This window comes from Planococcus halotolerans (assembly GCF_003289955.1).
Taxonomy (GTDB): Bacteria; Bacillota; Bacilli; order Bacillales_A; family Planococcaceae; genus Planococcus; species Planococcus halotolerans.
In genome coordinates this window covers 636,027-656,009 of sequence record NZ_QLZR01000001.1, presented here as the reverse complement: position 1 = coordinate 656,009, position 19,983 = coordinate 636,027, and the positions used below count along the sequence as shown (strand labels likewise).

Here is a 19,983-nt window from a genome sequence, read left to right as displayed (position 1 = left end):
CTCCTCCAGCTGTAAATAATTTTGCAAATCTTGTGCGTACAGATCTAACTTTCCAAAAATGAACGAAAAAAGCCCTCTTTTTTTCTTAATCCATAAGAAAAAAAGAGGGCTTCGGAATGAAACCATCTCGTTCTCATCTTCCAAATGCAAAATCGCATTTGCAGGAGTTAGCACAGTTTTCGCATGAAGCGAATCCGCTGCCGAAACGTCATAGGGCCTGTCCCTCGGTTTCTCTGGATAAGAAAGTGATGTACGTATTTGATTTGTAATGACTACTTTAGATTCGTTTGAATTAAAAGTCAACACTTTTAATTTAATTTTTTCAATTCTTTATTAATGATTGCCGGATAATTCTTTGGAAGCCCAACGAAATCAAGCTATCTTCTGACAATGACAGCCTGGCTTCCCATTGCTTCATAACTATCGAAAAACGTTTTTTCAGGATAGCTTACACGCCCTTTAAGAGGGTCCATCACGTAGACTTTGCCGTCTTCCCAGCCGTCCAGCACCACGCTATGAAGATTGCTGAAAGAAGGGTGGAAGTCGTTTGTCCCTTCGATGTACCAGCCGCCGGAAGTGACTGGAGGAGACAAGTCCAGAGTGACCCAGACAATGACCGGGATATTTCGATCGGTGTAGGATAGAATTTCTTCTCTGGTACTGCCGCTGACATTTTCTGTGATCAATCGGCTGCTCTTGGAAGCGACGATCCCTTTGGACGCTTCCACGATAGGTTCGGCAAAAACATACCAGCCGCCGTTTGCCTTTCTTGGGTTTCCGGCATATGCCTGATGCGGATCTGGTCCAAATCGTTTGCCGTTTTTGGAAGTAAAGGGAGACTTCGGCAAGTAATCGTCTGCCATGGTCGTTTTGGAAACTTTGAGGCGGTAATGGTTCAGGACAGAAGTTAATGTCGTAATTTCACAGCCGTTAGGAAGTTCCGGATCCTGCATCAGAACCGGTACATCTATATGAATCGCTTCGCGTTCAACATAGGTATCAATTGAGGTCGGCAACGCATCCGGTTGATGAGTATAGAAGCTTTCTTCGGCCAGTTTCACGGCACTGGAATCTGTATCTGCAAGGACGATTCTGAGCCGATATTCTTTTCCATCCACCAAGGCTTCTGCTTTCATTTCACCGGCTTCATCTGATTTTAAAACATCGACCAAAGTACTTGTGCTGGTATCGACGATATACATCAAATAATTTTCAAGGGGCTGTCCGTTTCTGGAATTCGTCAGAAGAAAAGCCTTTGGAGAAATGCTTTGTTCGGATGATTCCAGCACAAAGCCATCCGCCATGATTTTTTTGAGCGAAGTTCCCAGTGATGAGGGACTGAAGCCGATAATGAAAAAGGAAAGCGCAAAAAGCAATCCGAATCTTATAAGTTTATGGGATGTCTTCAAGGTAACAGCTCCATTATTAGGTAAATTGAAATTTTACATCTGGATCTTTCTTTTGCTTTTAGTCCAGATCACCAGCACTATGACAAGAGTCATGATGGCTAAGCTGTACTGGTAACTGACGGGAATGGTATGGATCAAACCATACACGACTGCCACTTCAATAAAGACGGCAGGAATTTTACCAATCGTGCTGGCAACAATGAATAAGGGACCGGAAATCGATGTCAAAGAAGCGCCTGCAGTCACCAATCCAGACGGAACGAAAGGAATCAGGCGAAGCAAAATGATCGTCCAAAACACCTGGCTGGTTGAAGACGTCTGAATCCGTGTCCAGAACCGATGCTTCAGCCATCCCGGATCCATCTTTTTGAATCCAAAACGGTAAAGGTAAAATCCGGCAATCGCCCCGAAAATTTCGCCGGACAGCGAAAGCACTGTACCGAGCGTGATGCCGAAAGAACTGACATTAAGGCCAGTCACCAGGAAGCTGGGAAAAAAGCCTATCGCACCAACTCCCAAATTCAAAAGCAGCAAGAGCAGAAATTCAATGATGGGAAATTGAGTAAGAATAGGATTCGCCTCCTTTGGTGAAAAGATCGGAACGGTTGATTGACCTAATTATACATTGGAATAAACGGCACGGCTTTATATTTGAGAAATACTTTTTACGCTTTTTTCATACAATCGAACCATTCCACCAAAGCGACCATAAGCGCAAAATCGAGGACGAAAATTTCTGGCGATGATTGATAGAATGAAAGCAGAAGTATTGCCGGTAATTGGTTACAATGGAGATAAGATTAAGAGCGGGAAATTGACAAGAAGGGAGTGATTGGGATGGCTGCGGAAACAGCTTTCACGTTTGAAGAAATGTGGGAGAAAATCATGGCGTGCGACCGGAAATACGACGGAGCATTTTACACAGCGGTGAAAACAACGAAGATTTACTGCAGGCCGTCGTGCCGTTCCAGAAAACCGAAGAAGGTGAATGTGGAATTTTACACAACGATTCAGGAAGCGGTGAGCCGGGGATACCGGGCGTGCAAAAGGTGTCAGCCGGAAACGGAACACTCTCCTAACGTAGAAGTTGTGCAAGGAGTGATTGCCTTACTCTTGGCCAATCACAGACGCAAACTAAATCTGGAGGAAATAGCTGCACATGCGGGTTTGAGCCCTTCCTATCTGGATCGCGTGTTCAAGAAGGAAACGGGAGAAACACCCCGATCGTTCCTGGAGAAAATCCGCGTAGACAAAGCGTCACATTTGCTGAAGCATACCGAAAGCACGAACCTGGAAATTTGCTACGAGGCAGGCTTTCAAAGCACATCACATTTTTATAAAGCGTTCCGGCGTTCCAAAAACCTTTCGCCAAGCGACTACCGAAAAATGACGAAGGAGCTGGAAAATGATTCCGAACACAAACAGCAGTTACGTGAGAGTTCCTACGCCCGTTGAGTTTAGTTTTGAGGAAAGTCTAGTATTCCTCAACCGGTCGCTCCAGGAAAATCTTCACCGAATACAAAATGATCGAATCATAAAGCTGCTCGACCACCAGGGAGAACTGATATTAATTGGCGTTACGCATGCGGAGCAGCATTTGCGAGTCGAATTTTTAAACGGCAAACCTTCTGAAGCAGGGCAGCGGACAGCCGCTGATTACGTATGGGAATGGTTTGATTTGAAGACGGATTTAGCCCCTTTTTACGAGATGGCAGCGGGAGATCCGGTTTTACAGCCGATCGTTAAGCGTCATTTTGGTTTAAGAGTTTTGGGTTTTCCCGATTTATTTGAAGCAATGGCTTGGGCAATCACGGGCCAGCAGATTAATCTGACATTTGCCTATACCTTGAAAAAACGTTTTGTCGAAGCTTACGGGAAATCAATCGTTTATGAAAACGAAATTTACTGGACGTTCCCTTCCTGTGACGAAATTGCGGCGCTTGCGGTGAGTGATTTGACGCCAATGCAGTATTCGGCGCGGAAAGCGGAATACATCATCGGCATCGCAACTGAAATGGCGAAAGGAAATCTGGTGAAGGAAAATTTCATAAATGGAAAAGATGCGCAGACTGTGGAAAAAGAACTGGTCGCGATCAGAGGAATCGGCCCCTGGTCCGCTAATTATGTCATGATGAAATGTCTCGGCTTCACCTCGGCTTTTCCGATTGCCGACGTCGGTTTGCATAACGCATTGAAATATCAGTTGGAGATGGAGAAGAAACCATCGATAGCGGAAATCGAAAGCTATGCAGAAAACTGGAAAGGGTGGGAGGCATACGCCACTTTCTATCTTTGGAGGAGTTTGTATGAGTAAATTATATCAAGTGGATTATCAATCACCGATTGGCATTATGGAAGTAGTTGGTACAGAAGAAGGGATCCTGTCGGTTTTATTCACGGAACGAGACGAGATACTTTATCAGCCGCAGCCGGACATGCCTAAGGTATTAAACGATTGCCTGCAGGAGTTGGACGAATACTTCAAGGGTGAGCGCATGGATTTTACCGTTCCCTATATTTCCGAAGGAACGGAATTCCAGGGCAAAGTCTGGTCAGCTTTAACGACTGTCGGCTACGCAGAAACCGCTTCCTACCGGGACATTGCCGTGAAAGTCGGAAGTGAAAAAGCGGTGCGGGCAGTGGGCAACGCCAACAGCAAAAATAAGCTGACCATCATTGTGCCATGCCACCGTGTCATCGGGACGAATGGAAAACTGACGGGCTATGCGGGAACATTGACGAGAAAAGAATGGCTGTTGAAGCATGAGCAGGCGATTAAAAATAAAAGCGTTATGTAAGTGATGGGAAATAGATAGCTTATCAACAGGAAGGGACTTGCATAAAGTTCCTTCTTTTTTGCTGTGGAAAACTTTTATTTCCGTAATTTAATTAAAGTTATCAACAGCTTAAGCACCTCTTTTTAAATTTTCAGTAAGGTGCGCAGATATTCAGAAAAGAATGGTAAAGTAAATTTAATAGGATGAGAAAGGTGTGGCGGAAATGGCTCAATGTTCATGGCCGAATAACAGTGAAACGATGCAGGCATATCACGATGAGGAATGGTGCAGGCCGACCCGGGATGACCGATATATCTTTGAATTGCTGAACTTGGAAGGGGCGCAAGCGGGGCTATCGTGGAGCATTGTCTTGTCTAAAAGAGAAGCTTATCAGGCAGCTTTTAAAAATTTCGATATCACGTATTGCGCCGGGTTGAGTGACGAGGATTTGGAAGCAATAAAAGAGAATTATAATGTCATCAAGCATTTTGCGAAGCTGCAATCGGTTCGCAGCAATGCCCAGGCGACCTCGAGAGTGCAAGAAGAATTCGGGAGTTTGGCCGATTTTCTGTGGAGCTTCGTAGATTCTGAACCAATCATCAATCAGTGGGAAGATAGTGCGCAAATGCCCGCTGAATCTCCCTTGTCCGTGCAGATCAGCAAGGAACTGAAGAAACGCGGCTTCAAATTCGTCGGACCGGTTACCACTTATTCATTTCTGCAGGCAATCGGAATGGTGGACGATCATATCAAGACGTGTGATTTTCATACTTCGAACCGAAAAAGGATTCTGTAAATGATGGAGATTTCATTGAGCTTGCTGCAGGAAAATGATGCAGAGGAATTGTTGGAATTTGAAACTGAAAATCGGCGTTTTTTTGAAAAGATGGTGCCAGGCCGGGGCGACGACTATTACCAGTGGGCGATTTTTTTGGAAAGACACCGGGAACTTTTAGAGGAGCAAGAGAGAGGCATTTGCCGGTTTTATTTGGCTAAGGATCCTGACAGTAATATTGTCGGACGGATTAACTTGGTCGATATTGACGAAGCAACGGGCACGGCAGAAATCGGTTTCCGACTGGGCGAAAATTACGGCGGAAAAGGACTCGGAAGCATTGCCTTACACCTCCTTTTATCCACCGAATCCAATTTAAAACAGATTCATGCAAAAACGACGACTGTGAATAAGTCGTCCCAAAAAGTTTTGGAGAAGAATGGATTTATCCACATGGGGATAAGTGATGATGAATTTGAAATGAATGGTGAGAAGATGAGATTTGTGCGTTACCTGTGGGTAAGTAATTAAAATTTAATGGGGACGGAGGAATCGAATGGAAGATGGTAATAGTGAAGAAAAGCTGGCAGGCGGAAATGTCTCTGACGTATACCGGCTAGGAAAGACGGTAAGGCGGGAATTGAAGCCGGAGAGTCATAAAATTCATCAGCTGCTGAACCATCTGGAAAATAAAGGCTATAAATACGCGCCAAAATTCCTGGGGATAGATGAAAAAGATAGAGAAATTTTGACGTTTATCGAAGGAGAAGCGGGAAATTATCCGTTGAAAAAATATATGTTGTCAGATGATAGCTTGAAAAAAATCGGCAAAATGCTGCGGCTTTATCACAAGGCTGTGATAGATTTTCCTTTTGATGATAGTTGGCAGCCGCTCGATCTTACGCCCCAGCCGTTCGAAGTGCTGTGCCACAATGATTTCGCTGTTTACAATATTATCTTTAACGAGGGGAAGCCAGCAGGCATCATCGATTTTGATGTGGCTGGGCCAGGGCCGAGGCTCTGGGATGTAGCCTATACACTATACACCTGCGCTCCATTAAGCAGATACAAGCCTGGAGAGGAAAAAGTTTATTACGACCCTTTAAAGGATGCCGAGCTGACAAAGCATAAAATAAAAATATTTTTTGAAGCATACGGTGAGAAAGTAGCGGAAAATTTATTAGAAATGGTCATTCTTCGCTTAGAAGGCTTATGTAAAACAATCGAAAGAAAAGCCGGCGAGGGTGATTCTGCTTTTCAGGTGATGCTGGCTGAAGGGCATGTTGAACATTATCAGGAGGAAATTCACTTTATTCGTGAGAATGGGTGGGACTGGATCTGATTTTATCTATAAAATGAAAGCATCTCTTTGTGGAAATGATGATTATCCCTCATATGAAATGCTTTCTTGCTTCAGAAGGAGCCGAGAAGAAACCCAAAGTCTGGGTTTTTTCTTTTTATTGTGGGCGGAAGATTTCTATGAGCGGTTTTCGGGGTTCTATGATCACTTATCGGATTCTATGAGCGGTTTTCGGGGTTCTATGATCACTTATTTGATTCTATGATCACTTTTCACTGTTCTATGATCACTCGGCCTTTATTCGACCGTTATTTTTGTGGAATCTGGCCGCTCATGAACAAATGGTGCCCGGTATATAATTCTTTAGAAAATCTCTACTTGCTAAATCTATTTAAATATATTTCCCTTATAAAACATAAACTAGAATTGTCATTAAATCGTACAATCAATATAAAAAAAGCCTTAAAAAATATTTTTATTACTTAAGCGGAGGGGATTTTTTGGAATTGTGGATCTCTTGGCTCGGCACGGTCTTGTTCGGCTACTTCGCATTCACCAGTTTGTATGCAGGTCTAAAACATTATGAAAAAGGCGAGGAAAAAGAGTTTGATGATGTTTTCTCGTATGATTATGGAATTCTTGCCTTCATGGGATTATTTTTTGAATTCATTTTATGGGTAAGTGAAAAAATATTTCCTCAAAGATTTCAACTGATTGTATTTAGAATAGTAGCAATTTCGATCTCTTTCCTTATGCTGGGAGTAGTTTATTTATTTTGGTACCTTTACTTTAATTTCAATTAATCTGCGAGTACTCTCAATCACTACGAACATTCTTCGAAGTATAACCGATGAACAAAAATATAAATCCTATGACGCAGGTGACAATAGCGTACCCAAAACCCGCTACCCCTCCGGCAATGCCGTCACCCGTCAGAGCTCCAACTATTCTAATTGTGAGAAAAAGAACTATGACAGGGAGTAAGAAAGTCGTGACATAACCAGCATTAATCCATCTGTGCCGTTTATTGCCGGCAAACTTACTGACGCCGTAACATAGCAGGATTATATAAGAAATGAAAATCAGCATATCCACGAAAGTTCCTCCTTTTTTGCTGGAAAAAGATTAACTATAAAGCAGGTGTTAAAACAGTTGATACTCATATAAAAACTTATTGATTTTTAGTGCAATTGTTATTAAATGGTATAATCAGTATAAAACAAAGTGACGGAAATTTCTGCGTTTTATTAAAAAGGTGGATGTAGGGTGAAGGAGAAAAAAAGGGGTTCGCGTTTTCTGCTGATAATTTCTGTTTTCATCATTTTTTATATTATTTTAAGTTCGTCTTTCTATTTCGGTTTCATAAACGCATACATAGTAGCAGGGGTATTGTTTCTAACATTAATGATTTCATGGGGTTTCCTTTTCCGTTACCGCCACATAAAGGGGAAGTTCGGGAAAGTAAGTTTGATAGTTTTATTGGTGGGGATCCTTTTCATCTTTGATTTCTTCCTTTTACAATTTGAACAGATGAAATACCGGACATTGATACACGAAGAGCCCGTTCAAGCCGCTGGAAATTCAGGCATACACTTGATGAGCGTTGGAACGGCTTATTTCAGTCATGCAGAAAGTAAAGAATGGCTGATCAAGAACTTTGAAAGAGGGGGTCAGGACTTTTTTCAAATGGAAGAAGTGGACAATAAAACCCGCTATCACAGCAGAAACGATATCTTCCTGCAGTTAGTTGGTATCCGAAATGACGAGGTTTCTGTCATGGCGAAAAATGTAAGGAGTTATCTGGGTGAGGAAACAGCCGGTGTCGAGCAGTTTCTTGAAAGCGAAGATATTTCTGGAGACAGCGCAGGTTTGGGTTTGGCGCTGACTGGTTTGATTGAGCAAAATAAACTCATGAATAATTTGGACTTTGGGGTAACAGGAGCATTAAGTGAACAAGGGGAAGTCAGTGGCATCGGGATGATTAAAGAAAAACTGACGATTGCTGAGAAACAAGGATATCCGTTCATGATCATTCCCAGTGAAAATGCTCAAGAAGCTCGTCGGGTTAAAGAGGTGGAAAGTCTAGAGATTCAGCTAGTTGCTGTAAGCCATATTGATGAGGCGGTTCGATTGATAAATAGATTGAATGCGGAGGCAGAGGAATGAAAAAGTGGGCAGCAATTTTCACAGTACTTCTTGTAGCAGGAATTTATTTGGTGTGGCCAAAAGCTTCAGTGAAAGCGCCGGTTGTAATGTCTGTACAAGTGGATGAAGCAAAAGGAACGATGGAAATATCGTATATTACTTCGAAACGGGACGATACATATTTGCTGGAAGTCGCTGTAGAAGGGGAAGAACGCTACTCCATTGAAGTAGCTGGGGCAGAAGAGGAAGGAACAAGAAAGAGCGATAAGCTTCTTGACCAAAATGGCTATCAGTTAAGGGAAGACACTATTGTACTGACTGACGAAGAACTAGAGTATTTTCAGGATTTCCCGGGCCATGCCCCTCTCGTTACCCTTTCGTATAAAGATTATGAGCCGATTAAAACTATCCTCATATTACTGAAAGACGGTGAAACTGCGGAAGGCGTAGTGGATGAGTACCAACTCAATTACACTTTCACAGCGCCGGAAGAAATGTCCATTTCATCGATCGGCCATTACGATTCTGTGGCTACCATAAGCTATTCGCAAAATGGTAAAGAATTAAAGTTGCCTGTCGAATTGGAGCAGGGAGAGAAAATTGATCTGAGTTTTTGGGATCCTTATAATCTTGGGTCTAATGACAATTTGTTACTTGAAATTGAAACAACAGATGGCAAGTATTACAGAAAACACATAGCGACTCCTATGGAAATTCCGGAGGGATATTTGAAGCAACTTGCTGCGGTTAACCGTTAAGGGAGAATCGTTTGGTTGTTTATCTACCGAATGAAAGCAATAAATTTAGATTAAAACCTCAGTCATCAATTGATAACGTACATGATTTTTAGTGACATATAATACCTGAAGAAAGAAGGTCCGCAGATGAAAGAAACGATCCGCAGCCATGAAGACTTACTGGATATGCTTGATTCATTATTACGGGAGCCTACTAGGTTTTGGAATGAATTTTATGCCAATCGCGCGAAAGGTATTCCCTTTTTTGTGAATAAACCGGATGAAAACCTGGTGGATTATTTCAATAAAGGCGTTTTCCAGCCTGGGAATGTATTGGAACTGGGGAGCGGTCCCGGGAGGAACGCTATTTATTTCGCCGAACAGGGGTGTAAGGTAAATGCCGTTGACCTTTCACAAAAATCGATTGACTGGGCGAAAGAAAGAGCAGAAGAGCGAAATTTGAAGATTAACTTCATCCAGAATAATATCTTCGATGTCCAGATTGACGAAGGGACCTACGATATTGTTTATGATTCCGGTTGTTTTCACCATATCGCGCCTCACCGGAGGAACAACTATATCGAACTGGTGGAAAAAGCTTTGAAACCAGGAGGCCATTTTGCCGTCACTTGTTTTATAGAAGGTGGAGAATTGGGCGGTTCGGATATTACCGACTGGGAAGTATACCGGCAAAGAAGTTTGAATGGCGGTTTAGGTTTTACAGAAGAAAAGTTGCGGGATATTTTTGGAAGTTTTGAGCCAGTTGAAATTAGAAAGATGAGAAGAGCTGAAGAGGCAGAAAAAGTTTTCGGTGTCTCGGGCTTATGGACGGCTTTGTTCAGAAAAAAATAGATACAGTAACGCAGAGAAGAGACTCGAAGGCCGCGTTTCTTCTTTTTTATTTGGCTTGAAAAATTCTATGAGCGGTTTTTGGGGTTCTACGATCACTTTTTACCATTCTATGATCACTCGGGTTTTATTCAGCCAAAATTACCGCAAAATCTCTCTGCTAATGAACAAACTGGACCAATGGATGAATTCAAAATGGGATATTTAGGATATACTGGTAACTGACAAGTTAACTGATTAAAAATTAAAAATTTTCATATACATAGAGAACGAAAAGAAGAAAGGGTGAAGGAAATGGAAAATTTTATTTGTACGACATGTGGGGTGCAAGCGGAGAAGTCAGTGGCGGAGCCGGATACTTGCACGATTTGCAACGAAGAGCGGCAATATGTCAGTCCGAATGGACAAGCTTGGACCACATTGGAAGAGATGATCCAGGCAGAAACATATAAAAATGAGATTGTGCAGGAAGAAGCGGGGCTCTATAATCTTTCCACTTCGCCGAATTTTGCCATTGGACAGACAGCTTATCTGGTGCAGGGGAGGAATTTTAATTTATTGTGGGACTGCATCACCTATATCGATCCGAAGACAATCGGAGAAATAAAGAAGCTCGGGGGAATCGACGCCATTGCGCTGTCGCATCCGCATTATTATTCGACGCAGGTGGAATGGGCGGAAGCATTCGATGCGTCGATTTATATCCATGAAGACGATAAGGAATGGGTGACAAGACCGAGTGACAGGATCATTTTTTGGTCAGGCGAATCGCTCGAATTGGCGGAGGACATCGTTTTGCACCGTGTAGGCGGCCATTTCAAAGGTGCAGCTGCAGCAGAATGGAAAACTGGGAGTGATGGAAAAGGTGTATTGCTGACAGGGGATATCATCCGGGTAGTGGCAGACCGCCAGTGGGTGACTTTTATGTACAGCTATCCGAACTTCATTCCGCTGCCTGCATCGATTGTTGAGAGGATGGCCGGGCAGCTGGCAGGAATTTCGTTTAACCGAATGTATGACGCTTTTCACCGAATTGTGCAGGAAGATGCAGGCGCGGCGGTGCAGCGGTCGGCGAAGAGGTATGTGGATGCATTGAATGGTGAGCTTTTTGATACTTGAACGTTGAAAGAGCATAGACGACTTAAGAGGAGGTATAGATGACCGATGAAATTCTACAAATCATTTCTTATTAGTCTATTGCTCATGTCATTAGTTTTAGGCAGTTGCAACAGTGGCGCAAATACTACTGAAAGTGTCATAGCAAGTGAAAAGACATTGCCTTCTAATACTGATGAGATTGCATTTCAGAGAGAAACGACGCCCCGTTTTGATTTTATGGCTAGAAGAGCTGTGGATCAGTCTCAGTTTGAGCAAACTTGGGATACGTATGGATTTAAGGGAGAGAAGCCGGATGTGGATTTTGAAGGAAAAGATGTCCTTTTCATCGGAGTTCATGAGTCCGGTACATGTGCTTTGGAGGTAGGAAATATTGAATGGTTCAATGATATTGTAATGCAGGTACCACTAATAGAACCGGATCGGCCCTGTACTACAGATGCCACCCCAAGAACGTTCGTTATTGAAATTGACAAAGAGAAGTCCAGCGAGCTGGAGAATTTAGTGATTGTCCAAAGCGGCATAGCAACAACCGTGCCATTTGAAAACTAGCAGGGATTGAAGAAACTCTGGAATCTTCAGGCTGTTGGAATCGGCGTTCAGTGTCTAATGAAAAGTTTCCAGGCTGGAATAAGTATATATGGGATATTTGAAGTCAATAAAACATAGAAATAATTCAAACGGGGGAAATGCCATGATATCTAAAGAACATAGCACTCAAACACTCTACACAACACCGAAGCATATCGTCTCAGCTGCTACGATTGTATTAAATGACGCAGGTGAAATTTTATTGATCAAAGGTCCGCGCAGAGGCTGGGAAATGCCGGGCGGCCAAGTGGAAGAAGGGGAATCGCTGAAGGATGCGGCGATCCGGGAAACGAAGGAAGAGTCGGGCATCGATGTGGAAATTGTGAAGTTCTGCGGTGTATTCCAGAATGTCGAAGCGTCCATCTGCAACACGCTATTTTTGGCGAAGCCAATTGCAGGAACACCGACAACATCATCTGAAAGTCTGGAAGTGGGATTCTTTCCGCTAAGTGAAGGACTGGAAATGGTGACGTGGAAAAATTTCCGGGAAAGAATCGAGTTTTGTTTGAATGAAGAAGACCATCCCTTTTACGTGGAGTTTTGAGTTTTGGCAGGGGAAATTGCTGAACGCGCATATCTTTTTTTAATCGCGCATAAAAAATTTTAATCGCGCGCAAAATTGTCTTACCGCGCATAAAAACTTCTAATCGCACGCAAACGAAAATAATCGCACGCAAGCAGACCTGGAGCGCCCATAAACAGGAGCTAATCGCCCACAAATGGATTTAATCGCCCACAAATGAAAATAATCGCCCACAAATCGTCCTGGCATCCAATTTCCGCCTTTTCCAAAGCCCCAAAACCCCAAAGGAAGCTTTTCGCCCAGCGAAAAGCTTTTATTTAAGCAAAAATTATGGCTTGAAATGGGAATGTGCATCTTTTAACCAAATTTTGATGAGAATCCAGGAAAAATTACGTTGTTTTGAAACCAGAGCTTCCTCACTTACGTTACAGGGATACACAAATGGAACAAAAACAAAAAAGGGGGGAGACAGGTGTCGGTGAATGTAGAAACGCGGACGTATGAAACGGCGGATGCCGAACAGTGGCTGGTAGAGATCATGGATACATACGGTGACCGGCTGACGAAATTAGCCTACAGTTACGTCAGGGATTGGGGGACCGCGCAGGAAGTGGTCCAGGATGTCTTTTTGGTTTGCTATAAAAAGCGTGAAAGCTACGAGGAGACCGGCTATTTCAAGGCTTGGATTTATCAGATTACGATAAACCGGTGCAAGGATGTGCTGCGTACCGCTTGGGTGAAACGGGTCGTCGTCAATAATTCTTTATTCCATTTTATCAATGCACAGGACCGGACGCCGGAGCAGGAATCCGTCCGCCAGCAAACCAATAACGAACTCGTCGAGAACATCCTGTCCCTCCCGCTGAAATACCGGGAAACGATTCTTCTTTATTATTATGAAGAGCTGAGCGTCCAGGAAATCAGTGACTTATTGAAAATGAAAGCCAACACCGTCAAGACCCGCTTGAAGCGGGGACGGGAAATGCTGGGCGATACATTGGAAAGAGGTGATTTTGATGAAATCTAAACTGACCGATGTCCGCAGATTGATGGATGACAGCGTGTTCGAGGGTGAAAAGTTCACGGACAAGCATAAACGGCAGGTGCTCAACCGGATTACGAAGGAAGAACAAAAAGTGAATTGGGTGCCGCGGTCATTAAGTGTGGTATTTTCACTGATTCTGATTGTTCCGGTGGCTTATCTATTGAACAGTGTATTGAACGAAGCTCCTGTGCAGCAGGGCAATCCGGATGGAGCGGAACAGCCGCAAACGCCGCAGCAGGAACCGATTGAATCGCTGGTGCCGCCAGTACTGGAGAATCCAGAAGCGGATGAAGAAACCGAGGTTACACCAAATGAAGAAGAAAACGACACAGCTGCAGACGGGGTATTCGAATTGACTCCGGAGGAATTGGCGGCCTATGAAAATTTCAGTGCGGATTTCGATACTGCACATTTGAAAGATCTCGATCCAATCAGTGTGGCGAAGTTATATGTATGGGCAGGATACAATCAAAATTATGAAGTGGAATATGAATTGTTGACAGACCGCGAAGAATCCATCATGTGGAGCAAAGAAGAGCATTTGGATATGTCTCAGGACTTTAAATCTACACCTCAAGAAGTTTTGGCTTTGTTCAATAATATAGAAAATGGCGAGTTTATCCAACCTAATGAATCTGAAGGTTATATCCGCTATTATCCTACAGAAGACAAAGGCCCGGAAGCTAAAAAAGGCTTTGGAATGCTGCAGAACGAAGACGGCGCCTGGCAGGTTCGCTTCATGCCGTTGCAATAACTAAACCAATAATCTCAGTAAGATTCGATGAGTAACTCCAAGCCATCTGATTCCAGGTGGCTTTTTTAATGAAGAAAATTAAGTTATTTTATTGTGCTGAAACTTTTCGGTGCGCAGAATGCTCTAACGGTTGAAAGGAGGGTGAAATGTGGAAGATCTGGCCTTGGTGAAGAAAGCGATTAAAGGAAATGAAGCAGCTTTTGAGAAGCTGGTGAAAAGTGAAAGTGAAAAATTATATAAAACGGCTTTTTTATATGTCCGCAATAAAGAAGATGCGCTGGACGTGCTGCAGGAAACGATTTGCAAGGCGTTCACGACAATCAATCAGTTGAAGCAGCCGGAATATTTCAGCACCTGGCTGACGCGAATATTGATCAATACTGCTTATGATCTTTTGAGAAAGCGAAAACGGCTGGTGCTGGATGAAGATTTTATTCATGAAATGCCCGATACTAGCGGAAAAGATATCGAGAATAAGATGGATCTCGTGAACGCGATACATAAATTGGATGAACGGTACCAGACGGTCATCATCCTGTTTTACTACCAAAGTCTGTCGATACGTGAGATTTCAGAAGTGATGAAAAAGCCGGAGAATACGGTAAAAACGTATCTGCGGCGAGCGAAAATGGAACTGAAAATGATCATCGGAGGAGTGAAGATCAATGGACGAAAAACAGTTTGAAAAGGAAATCAGTAGAATCGAAGTGCCGCAATTCGAAGTGTTCCAAGCGATCGATAAAGGAATAAAAAACGGAAGAAAAGCGAAGAGGGCAAGCAAAAGGTTCAATGTGAAGACAATCGGAGCGGTAACCTCCGTTGCTGCGTCTGCATTTCTGGTATCCGGCTTAATATTCGCTCCTGTTTCAAATGTGCTGGCCGCAGTTCCGGTCATCGGCTCCTTTTATGAAAAATTCGGTTTGCAGATTGGAGCAGAGCTGGAAGAAAGCGGCTTGATCACACAACTCAATCAGGCAGCATCCAGCAACGGCGTCGATGTCACTGTAACCAGCGCTTATTACGACGGCAATGTGATGGGAATCACTTTTGTGGCGGAAGGAGACGGCATGGCGATGGATCCATCTAAAGATGTCGGACCGGAATCGGGCTATAGTTTCCATCTGTTCGATGGAGACGAACAAAATCAATGGGCTGCAGGGATGACGCAACTGGAAGAAACAGAAGAAGGTTACGCAGCGGCGATGGAATTCTATAACCCAGAAGCCGATTTGCCGGCAGATTTCAATTTGCCTCTGACTTTCAATTCTATCGGAGGCGTGGAAGGCAAATGGAAATTTGATATTCCGCTCCAGCAGATATCTGCGGAAACAATCCTGACAAATGCGGAAAGCCAGCTTGAAGGCACAGCTTACTCGCTTCATATGGAATCCATAGTGAAAGGGAAAGCGACGACCATGCTGAATTATGAGACGAACTTACCGTTAGACGGAGCAGGTGACGAAATAAGGCTCACTGTTTTTGACGATCTTGGAAACCGTCTGTCGAAAAGCCATGCAAATGTGCTTTCAGAAAGTCAAAGTGGAGACGGAATCCAGCAGGATGTCCGGGAACTGTTCAGCAGCAAAATTGACGACGAAGCGAAATATTTGCTGGTCCAGCCGGAAGTGGTCAGGCACGAAGATGAGACAATTCACACACTAGATGGACTGTCTGCACCGTTTACAGTGGAAAGTGAACGATTTGATCACAGTCTTTTAGTCAATAGCGTTGAGCAAGAGGGCAATCAGGTAATCATCGATTATACGATTCAAGATCTTGAAGAAGACGCGCTGCGGGAAGAATTGATCCAGAACTTTGCAGACTTTGTTGTGCTTGTGAAAAGCGATGATGTTGTGTTGGATGAGGCCGGAGAAAGAGATTTTGGCAAATTGATGGAAAACAGAACTCAAGGGGTGGCGTCGAAACAAGCGAGTGATGAACCGCATCACTATCAATCCGCTTTCACGGTCGATAAAGACTTCAACTTGGATGATTACTCGTTGATGGCTCCATTCGGCACATTGAGTTCGAACCAGCCGATTGAGATGGCTCCGATTAAAGTTGATTTGACTGGGAAATAAAAATTGTGGCCAATAAATAACACCTGACTCCGAGAGGTTCTGGAAATCCTCGAAGTCGGATGTTTTGATTTTAAATGCTGGTGTAACTTTAGACCCGAATTCCCGTCTACTGGAAGTAATAAGGGATAATGGAGGCGGAATAAATGAAAAGAGTTATAATCTTACTTTTATTCACGTTGATGGCAACTGTTCTCTTTGGATGCCAGCCTGAAAAAGCAGCGGTCGAGGTTGAAGAAGCGAAGAATGGACTTGAAGCAGAAGAGTTATTAGCAGAAGGCGAAATCGCAAAAGTCGAGCTGTCTGAAGTAAAAGGGGTAAATCCCCTTGTTTATGACGATACGGATGAGCTGGAAATTTTTCGCGATCTATTCTCAAGTGCAGACAAAGAGCCGGGTATCGTGAATATGGGTGATCCGGAATTTTATTTGAAAGTGATCATGGAAGATGGAGAGAAGCGTTATTTGAATCTATGGCTTGGCGGCGAAGGGGAAACGGCTTCGCTGATGAATATTGAGGATACGCATACGGTTTATACGGTGGAGGCGGATATACAGGGAAGTTTGGCTGGGTTAATCAACAAATAGAATAAGAAAACTTTATAAGCTCGTTTGAATTAAAATGTCTTTTCATTTTTCCCGAAGCTGCGCCTGCTTTTCCAATAAGGAGATAAATCTTTTTTGAGCTTTCTCATCTTTTATCAAGTTATTTACTTTGAACGAACTTTGCAGATAGGCTCGGATTTTTTTATTGGCAAAGAAAGAACGGCGATATCTTTCATCTTCATATAAGTTCATGAACCAGGCAAACGGTTTTAACTTTTCGATGTTGCTGTCGATCTTTTTGGTGTTGAGGCTTGTACTGCCTGTAAAAGGTGAAACAGAGCTGCTGATGCCGATTAATATTCCTAAGATGTAAGTGATGAATATTGCAGGCTTTTTAAAAGATATTTTCTTCATTTTATCCATCCGTTCATTAATAGTAATAGGATTACAATGTGATTATACGATTGTTTTTACTCTATTACACCTCCTGTTAAGAAAGTTCTGTAAGAGTATCATCAAAGAATGCGGAAACTATATGTCGCAGAACAATAAAAAAGAAGGCCGCCAGACGCAACATACACGTCCGGTGGCCTCCTTTCATTAAATTGAAAACTATTACTCCTCACTTTCCAGATCTTCGATCAACTGCTTCATCTTCGCAATTTCTTCACGCTGCGTCATGATGATCTGATCGGCCAGTTCGCGTACGCGCGGGTCTGAAATATCCGCTCGTTCACTTGTCAGGATAGCGATGGAATGGTGGGGAATCATCGCCTTCATCCAGCCGGTGTCTTCAATGAGCACCTGGCTGCGGACAAGCCAGAGTGATAATGCGAATACCAACGCACTTCCGGCCAAAATCGCTGAATTGGCTTTTTTATTCTTATACATCGGCCACATGAAAAGCATCATCACAATGGCCATGACGGACCCCATGATCAGCGCCATATAAATTCTAGTTTCACTGTAGGTGACGTGTTCGAATTGGAAGACATTCAAAAACATCAGCCAGTACATCAGAAAGGTTGAAGTGGCGATCATGATACCGAATTTCAGGTATTTATTCATGCTGAATCCTCCTTACAAAGTATTGGTAGGGAATAAACCGTTATATTTTGTATACCATTCAGAAATAAGGATAAACGTCTGGATTTCCGGGCGAGGTCCATAAGCCGGATGGAATGGTATATAGTTAGTCCAGGAACATCCATAAATTTCGAAACTTAGCGACTGCAGAACCGTAATAAAGATGAGGTGAAAAAGAATGGAATATATATTAAAGGAGCCGGAAAGGCAGATCTCAACGAAGATCATTCAAATCTGGCGGACTACAAATACAATCGGACATGGATCTTTCCTGCTCGGCTTTGGTGCGTTGCTTGCAGCAAGCCATTTTTGGGATTGGTATAACTGGGTCCATATTACACTCTATGTATTGATTGGCATCACTGTCTTATCGGCAATTTTCAGTATCTGGATCGAACCGGTTTTCATCCAGCGCACCTGGCGCTATGAGGTGGATGAAAAATTCATCCAATTGAAGCACGGCCGTTGGAATGTCGAACATAAAATCATTCCGATGGCGAAGATTGAGTACGTCACGACTGACCAGGGTCCATTTCTCCGGAAAGCGGGCTTGTATTCTCTGAACATCGGGACGACTGCTTCCAGCCATAAGATTCCGGCTATTCCGGAGGAAGAAGCATTGAAGCTGCGTTCGCTGATTGCTTCGTATGCCAATGTGAAGGAAGATGATTCTTTTGAGTAATTCTCAAGAAGCTAAACGCTATCATCCAGCCTACCTGCTTGTGGAGCTGTTCGAATTTCTGCGCAATAGCTTTTTCTTTATCTTATTTCTGTTCATATTCAATTTCGACGTAACGTCAGGGTGGATTTTCTGGGCAAAACTTGTGTTCCTGTCAGCTGCCGCATTTACAATCGGAAAAATCTTTTTGTCCTGGTGGCTCCATACTTATGAAGTTGACCACGCATCTATAACCTTGCGTGAGGGTATTTTCGTCAAGAAAGTGCGGACTATTGCGTTCGACCGGGTCCAGAACAAGAAAACGTCGACTTCATTCATACATAATTGGTTCAAGTTAACGTCTCTGACACTTGAAACGGGAACATCCAATGAGGAGGCATCGGTGCGCTTTCCAGTTTTGAAAAGACAGGAAGCTGAGGCGATAATTGAAATCATTGAAAAAGGGACGGCTGCAGAAACGCCGGTATCTGAATCAGAAGAAGGGGAATCGGACGGTTCATTGCCGGTACGGCCAGAGAAATCAGCACGCGTGGAATATTTCCGTTCAACGAACAAAGATACATTGCGCGCCGCGTTCACATCGCTAAGCTTTCTAGCCATCTTTCCGATTTTGCTGACTGTGTATTTCCAGGTTGATGAATTTTTCACGCTGGAAGACGATGCGGAAAACGCCGTCCTCTATTTTGCGGATCATTTATGGCTGCTCACTCCGCTGTTCATTGTAGCCATCCTCATTTCCTCGGTCATCGGTTATGTGATCACCACGATCCGTTACGGCAATTATCGGATTGAAGCGGACCGTGACCGCATTTACATTACGCGAGGTGTCGGGCAGGTTCATACGTTTTCCATCCAGCGCAATAAAGTACAGGCGATTCAAATCGAACAGCCATTGATGAAGCGCATCTGGGGAATAGTTGAAGTCAAGTTGATCAGCGCGGAAGCCGTCAGTATAGGTGATGAGCTCGCTACCAATTCGCTGTATCCATTTATGAAGACAAAAGAGGCTTATGCTTTGCTTGGGGAGTTGCTGCCGCAGTATACGGTGCAGGACAATCTGACACGGCTGCCGCGCAATACAATTTGGCTGAAGCTTCTGCGTCCGTATTACGTGACAGTTATCGTCGCTGTCGCTTTATGGTTCTTTAGGCCTTCGATCTTGTGGGTAGCAGGTGTTCTTTTCGCGATAAGCCTCATCAGCCGGCTGTTCGACTACCTGTTCACTCGTTATGCGCTGGAAGGTGATTCGATTCAGATCCGGACAGGCGGATTCACGACGACGACCTTTATCACACGCCGCGAGCGGATACAGGAAATTGAAGTGAGCCAGTCCAAGCTGCAGCGCGCTTTCGGCGTTCGGAGCCTAAGGTTCACCAATCGTGCGAAGCCGATACACGTCAGTTCGATCCAGGACGTACCGGACGGTCTGGGCAATAAGTTTAAACATTGGTTCGTTCAGCGTAAAGTTAAGTTCGAATAAAAATAAAATATTTTTGTATCTGGAACCACGTTTACAAATTTTCTTTTTGACTTTAATCCATCTTTTTTCCAATACAAGAAAGTAAATACTTGGG

The 19,983-nt window shown here is 43.5% G+C and carries 24 protein-coding genes, 1 pseudogene and 1 riboswitch; of the genes and pseudogenes, 20 read left to right on the top strand and 5 right to left on the bottom strand.

Annotation, left to right across the window (positions count from 1 at the left end):
• Window positions 1-130: 130 nt before the first annotated feature.
• A riboswitch (SAM riboswitch) is annotated at window positions 131-244 on the bottom strand.
• A 133-nt stretch (window positions 245-377) separates the two neighbouring features.
• A complete protein-coding gene (locus tag DP120_RS03100) occupies window positions 378-1,409 on the bottom strand; it encodes a C39 family peptidase (RefSeq protein WP_112221712.1) in 1,032 nt (343 codons plus the stop codon).
• Window positions 1,410-1,442: 33 nt separating this feature from the next.
• Entirely contained in the window at window positions 1,443-1,928 is a 486-nt protein-coding gene (locus tag DP120_RS03095) for a TVP38/TMEM64 family protein (RefSeq protein ID WP_338066464.1), read from the bottom strand.
• A 318-nt stretch (window positions 1,929-2,246) separates the two neighbouring features.
• Here DP120_RS03095 and DP120_RS03090 point away from each other — a divergent pair, with 318 nt between their 5' ends.
• The 7 genes from DP120_RS03090 to DP120_RS03055 all read left to right on the top strand — a co-directional run bounded on the left by DP120_RS03090 (window position 2,247) and on the right by DP120_RS03055 (window position 7,064).
• Window positions 2,247-2,864: a bifunctional transcriptional activator/DNA repair enzyme AdaA gene (locus tag DP120_RS03090; RefSeq protein ID WP_240611951.1), complete on the top strand. Its 618-nt coding sequence runs from the start codon at window positions 2,247-2,249 to the stop codon at window positions 2,862-2,864.
• Window positions 2,815-3,723 (top strand): DNA-3-methyladenine glycosylase family protein, encoded by a 909-nt coding sequence (locus DP120_RS03085; protein WP_112221710.1) that lies wholly within the window; start codon window positions 2,815-2,817, stop codon window positions 3,721-3,723. The genes DP120_RS03090 and DP120_RS03085 overlap by 50 nt, the downstream gene beginning before the upstream one ends.
• Window positions 3,716-4,207: a methylated-DNA--[protein]-cysteine S-methyltransferase gene (locus DP120_RS03080; RefSeq protein ID WP_112221708.1), complete on the top strand. Its 492-nt coding sequence runs from the start codon at window positions 3,716-3,718 to the stop codon at window positions 4,205-4,207. Before DP120_RS03085 ends, DP120_RS03080 begins: the two co-directional genes overlap by 8 nt.
• Window positions 4,208-4,409: 202 nt before the next feature.
• Window positions 4,410-4,982 carry a DNA-3-methyladenine glycosylase I gene (locus DP120_RS03075; RefSeq protein ID WP_112222311.1) on the top strand — a complete coding sequence of 191 codons (573 nt, stop codon included), beginning with the start codon at window positions 4,410-4,412 and terminating at the stop codon, window positions 4,980-4,982.
• On the top strand, window positions 4,983-5,492 hold the full coding sequence (locus DP120_RS03070; RefSeq protein WP_112221706.1) for a GNAT family N-acetyltransferase: 510 nt from the start codon (window positions 4,983-4,985) through the stop codon (window positions 5,490-5,492).
• A 25-nt stretch (window positions 5,493-5,517) separates the two neighbouring features.
• Complete coding sequence (locus tag DP120_RS03065) at window positions 5,518-6,303, top strand: aminoglycoside phosphotransferase family protein (RefSeq protein ID WP_112221704.1); 786 nt, start codon at window positions 5,518-5,520, stop codon at window positions 6,301-6,303.
• Between the two features lie 458 nt (window positions 6,304-6,761).
• The gene (locus tag DP120_RS03055; RefSeq protein WP_112221702.1) at window positions 6,762-7,064 is read left to right on the top strand and encodes a hypothetical protein; all 303 of its coding nucleotides are present in this window, start codon (window positions 6,762-6,764) and stop codon (window positions 7,062-7,064) included.
• A gap of 13 nt (window positions 7,065-7,077) precedes the next feature.
• Here DP120_RS03055 and DP120_RS03050 read toward each other — a convergent pair whose 3' ends face one another.
• Window positions 7,078-7,350 (bottom strand): hypothetical protein, encoded by a 273-nt coding sequence (locus tag DP120_RS03050; protein WP_240611970.1) that lies wholly within the window; start codon window positions 7,348-7,350, stop codon window positions 7,078-7,080.
• Window positions 7,351-7,527: 177 nt separating this feature from the next.
• On the opposite strand from DP120_RS03050, the gene DP120_RS03045 reads away from it, so the two are divergent.
• The 11 genes and pseudogenes from DP120_RS03045 to DP120_RS02995 all read left to right on the top strand — a co-directional run bounded on the left by DP120_RS03045 (window position 7,528) and on the right by DP120_RS02995 (window position 16,686).
• Window positions 7,528-8,427 (top strand): S16 family serine protease, encoded by a 900-nt coding sequence (locus DP120_RS03045; RefSeq protein ID WP_112221700.1) that lies wholly within the window; start codon window positions 7,528-7,530, stop codon window positions 8,425-8,427.
• Window positions 8,424-9,164 carry a hypothetical protein gene (locus DP120_RS03040; protein WP_112221699.1) on the top strand — a complete coding sequence of 247 codons (741 nt, stop codon included), beginning with the start codon at window positions 8,424-8,426 and terminating at the stop codon, window positions 9,162-9,164. The genes DP120_RS03045 and DP120_RS03040 overlap by 4 nt, the downstream gene beginning before the upstream one ends.
• A 126-nt stretch (window positions 9,165-9,290) precedes the next feature.
• A complete protein-coding gene (locus DP120_RS03035) occupies window positions 9,291-9,995 on the top strand; it encodes a class I SAM-dependent methyltransferase (RefSeq protein WP_112221698.1) in 705 nt (234 codons plus the stop codon).
• 291 nt (window positions 9,996-10,286) lie between these two features.
• Entirely contained in the window at window positions 10,287-11,111 is an 825-nt protein-coding gene (locus tag DP120_RS03030) for an MBL fold metallo-hydrolase (protein WP_112221697.1), read from the top strand.
• A gap of 45 nt (window positions 11,112-11,156) precedes the next feature.
• Window positions 11,157-11,660, top strand: coding sequence for a hypothetical protein (locus DP120_RS03025; RefSeq protein ID WP_112221696.1), 504 nt, complete (start codon window positions 11,157-11,159; stop codon window positions 11,658-11,660).
• Between the two features lie 142 nt (window positions 11,661-11,802).
• Window positions 11,803-12,243: an NUDIX hydrolase gene (locus tag DP120_RS03020; protein WP_112221695.1), complete on the top strand. Its 441-nt coding sequence runs from the start codon at window positions 11,803-11,805 to the stop codon at window positions 12,241-12,243.
• Between the two features lie 451 nt (window positions 12,244-12,694).
• A complete protein-coding gene (locus DP120_RS03015) occupies window positions 12,695-13,249 on the top strand; it encodes a sigma-70 family RNA polymerase sigma factor (protein WP_240611950.1) in 555 nt (184 codons plus the stop codon).
• On the top strand, window positions 13,239-14,021 hold the full coding sequence (locus tag DP120_RS03010) for a hypothetical protein (protein WP_112221694.1): 783 nt from the start codon (window positions 13,239-13,241) through the stop codon (window positions 14,019-14,021). The genes DP120_RS03015 and DP120_RS03010 overlap by 11 nt, the downstream gene beginning before the upstream one ends.
• A gap of 148 nt (window positions 14,022-14,169) precedes the next feature.
• A pseudogene (locus DP120_RS03005) lies at window positions 14,170-14,771 on the top strand (sigma-70 family RNA polymerase sigma factor).
• Complete coding sequence (locus DP120_RS03000) at window positions 14,687-16,102, top strand: DUF4179 domain-containing protein (protein WP_112221692.1); 1,416 nt, start codon at window positions 14,687-14,689, stop codon at window positions 16,100-16,102. Before DP120_RS03005 ends, DP120_RS03000 begins: the two are co-directional and overlap by 85 nt.
• Window positions 16,103-16,245: 143 nt before the next feature.
• Window positions 16,246-16,686, top strand: a complete 441-nt coding sequence (locus DP120_RS02995; RefSeq protein WP_112221691.1) for a YhfM domain-containing protein — start codon at window positions 16,246-16,248, stop codon at window positions 16,684-16,686.
• Between the two features lie 42 nt (window positions 16,687-16,728).
• On the opposite strand, the gene DP120_RS02990 is transcribed toward DP120_RS02995, so the two are convergent.
• Both DP120_RS02990 and DP120_RS02985 read right to left on the bottom strand, forming a co-directional pair.
• The gene (locus tag DP120_RS02990; protein WP_205854494.1) at window positions 16,729-17,058 is read right to left on the bottom strand and encodes a nitrite reductase; all 330 of its coding nucleotides are present in this window, start codon (window positions 17,056-17,058) and stop codon (window positions 16,729-16,731) included.
• A gap of 201 nt (window positions 17,059-17,259) precedes the next feature.
• Window positions 17,260-17,712, bottom strand: a complete 453-nt coding sequence (locus DP120_RS02985) for a DUF305 domain-containing protein (RefSeq protein WP_112221690.1) — start codon at window positions 17,710-17,712, stop codon at window positions 17,260-17,262.
• Between the two features lie 196 nt (window positions 17,713-17,908).
• On the opposite strand from DP120_RS02985, the gene DP120_RS02980 reads away from it, so the two are divergent.
• Together DP120_RS02980 and DP120_RS02975 are read left to right on the top strand one after the other, a co-directional pair.
• On the top strand, window positions 17,909-18,412 hold the full coding sequence (locus DP120_RS02980) for a PH domain-containing protein (protein WP_112221689.1): 504 nt from the start codon (window positions 17,909-17,911) through the stop codon (window positions 18,410-18,412).
• A complete protein-coding gene (locus DP120_RS02975; RefSeq protein ID WP_165843705.1) occupies window positions 18,405-19,889 on the top strand; it encodes a PH domain-containing protein in 1,485 nt (494 codons plus the stop codon). The genes DP120_RS02980 and DP120_RS02975 overlap by 8 nt, the downstream gene beginning before the upstream one ends.
• The last annotated feature ends 94 nt before the right edge of the window (window positions 19,890-19,983 follow it).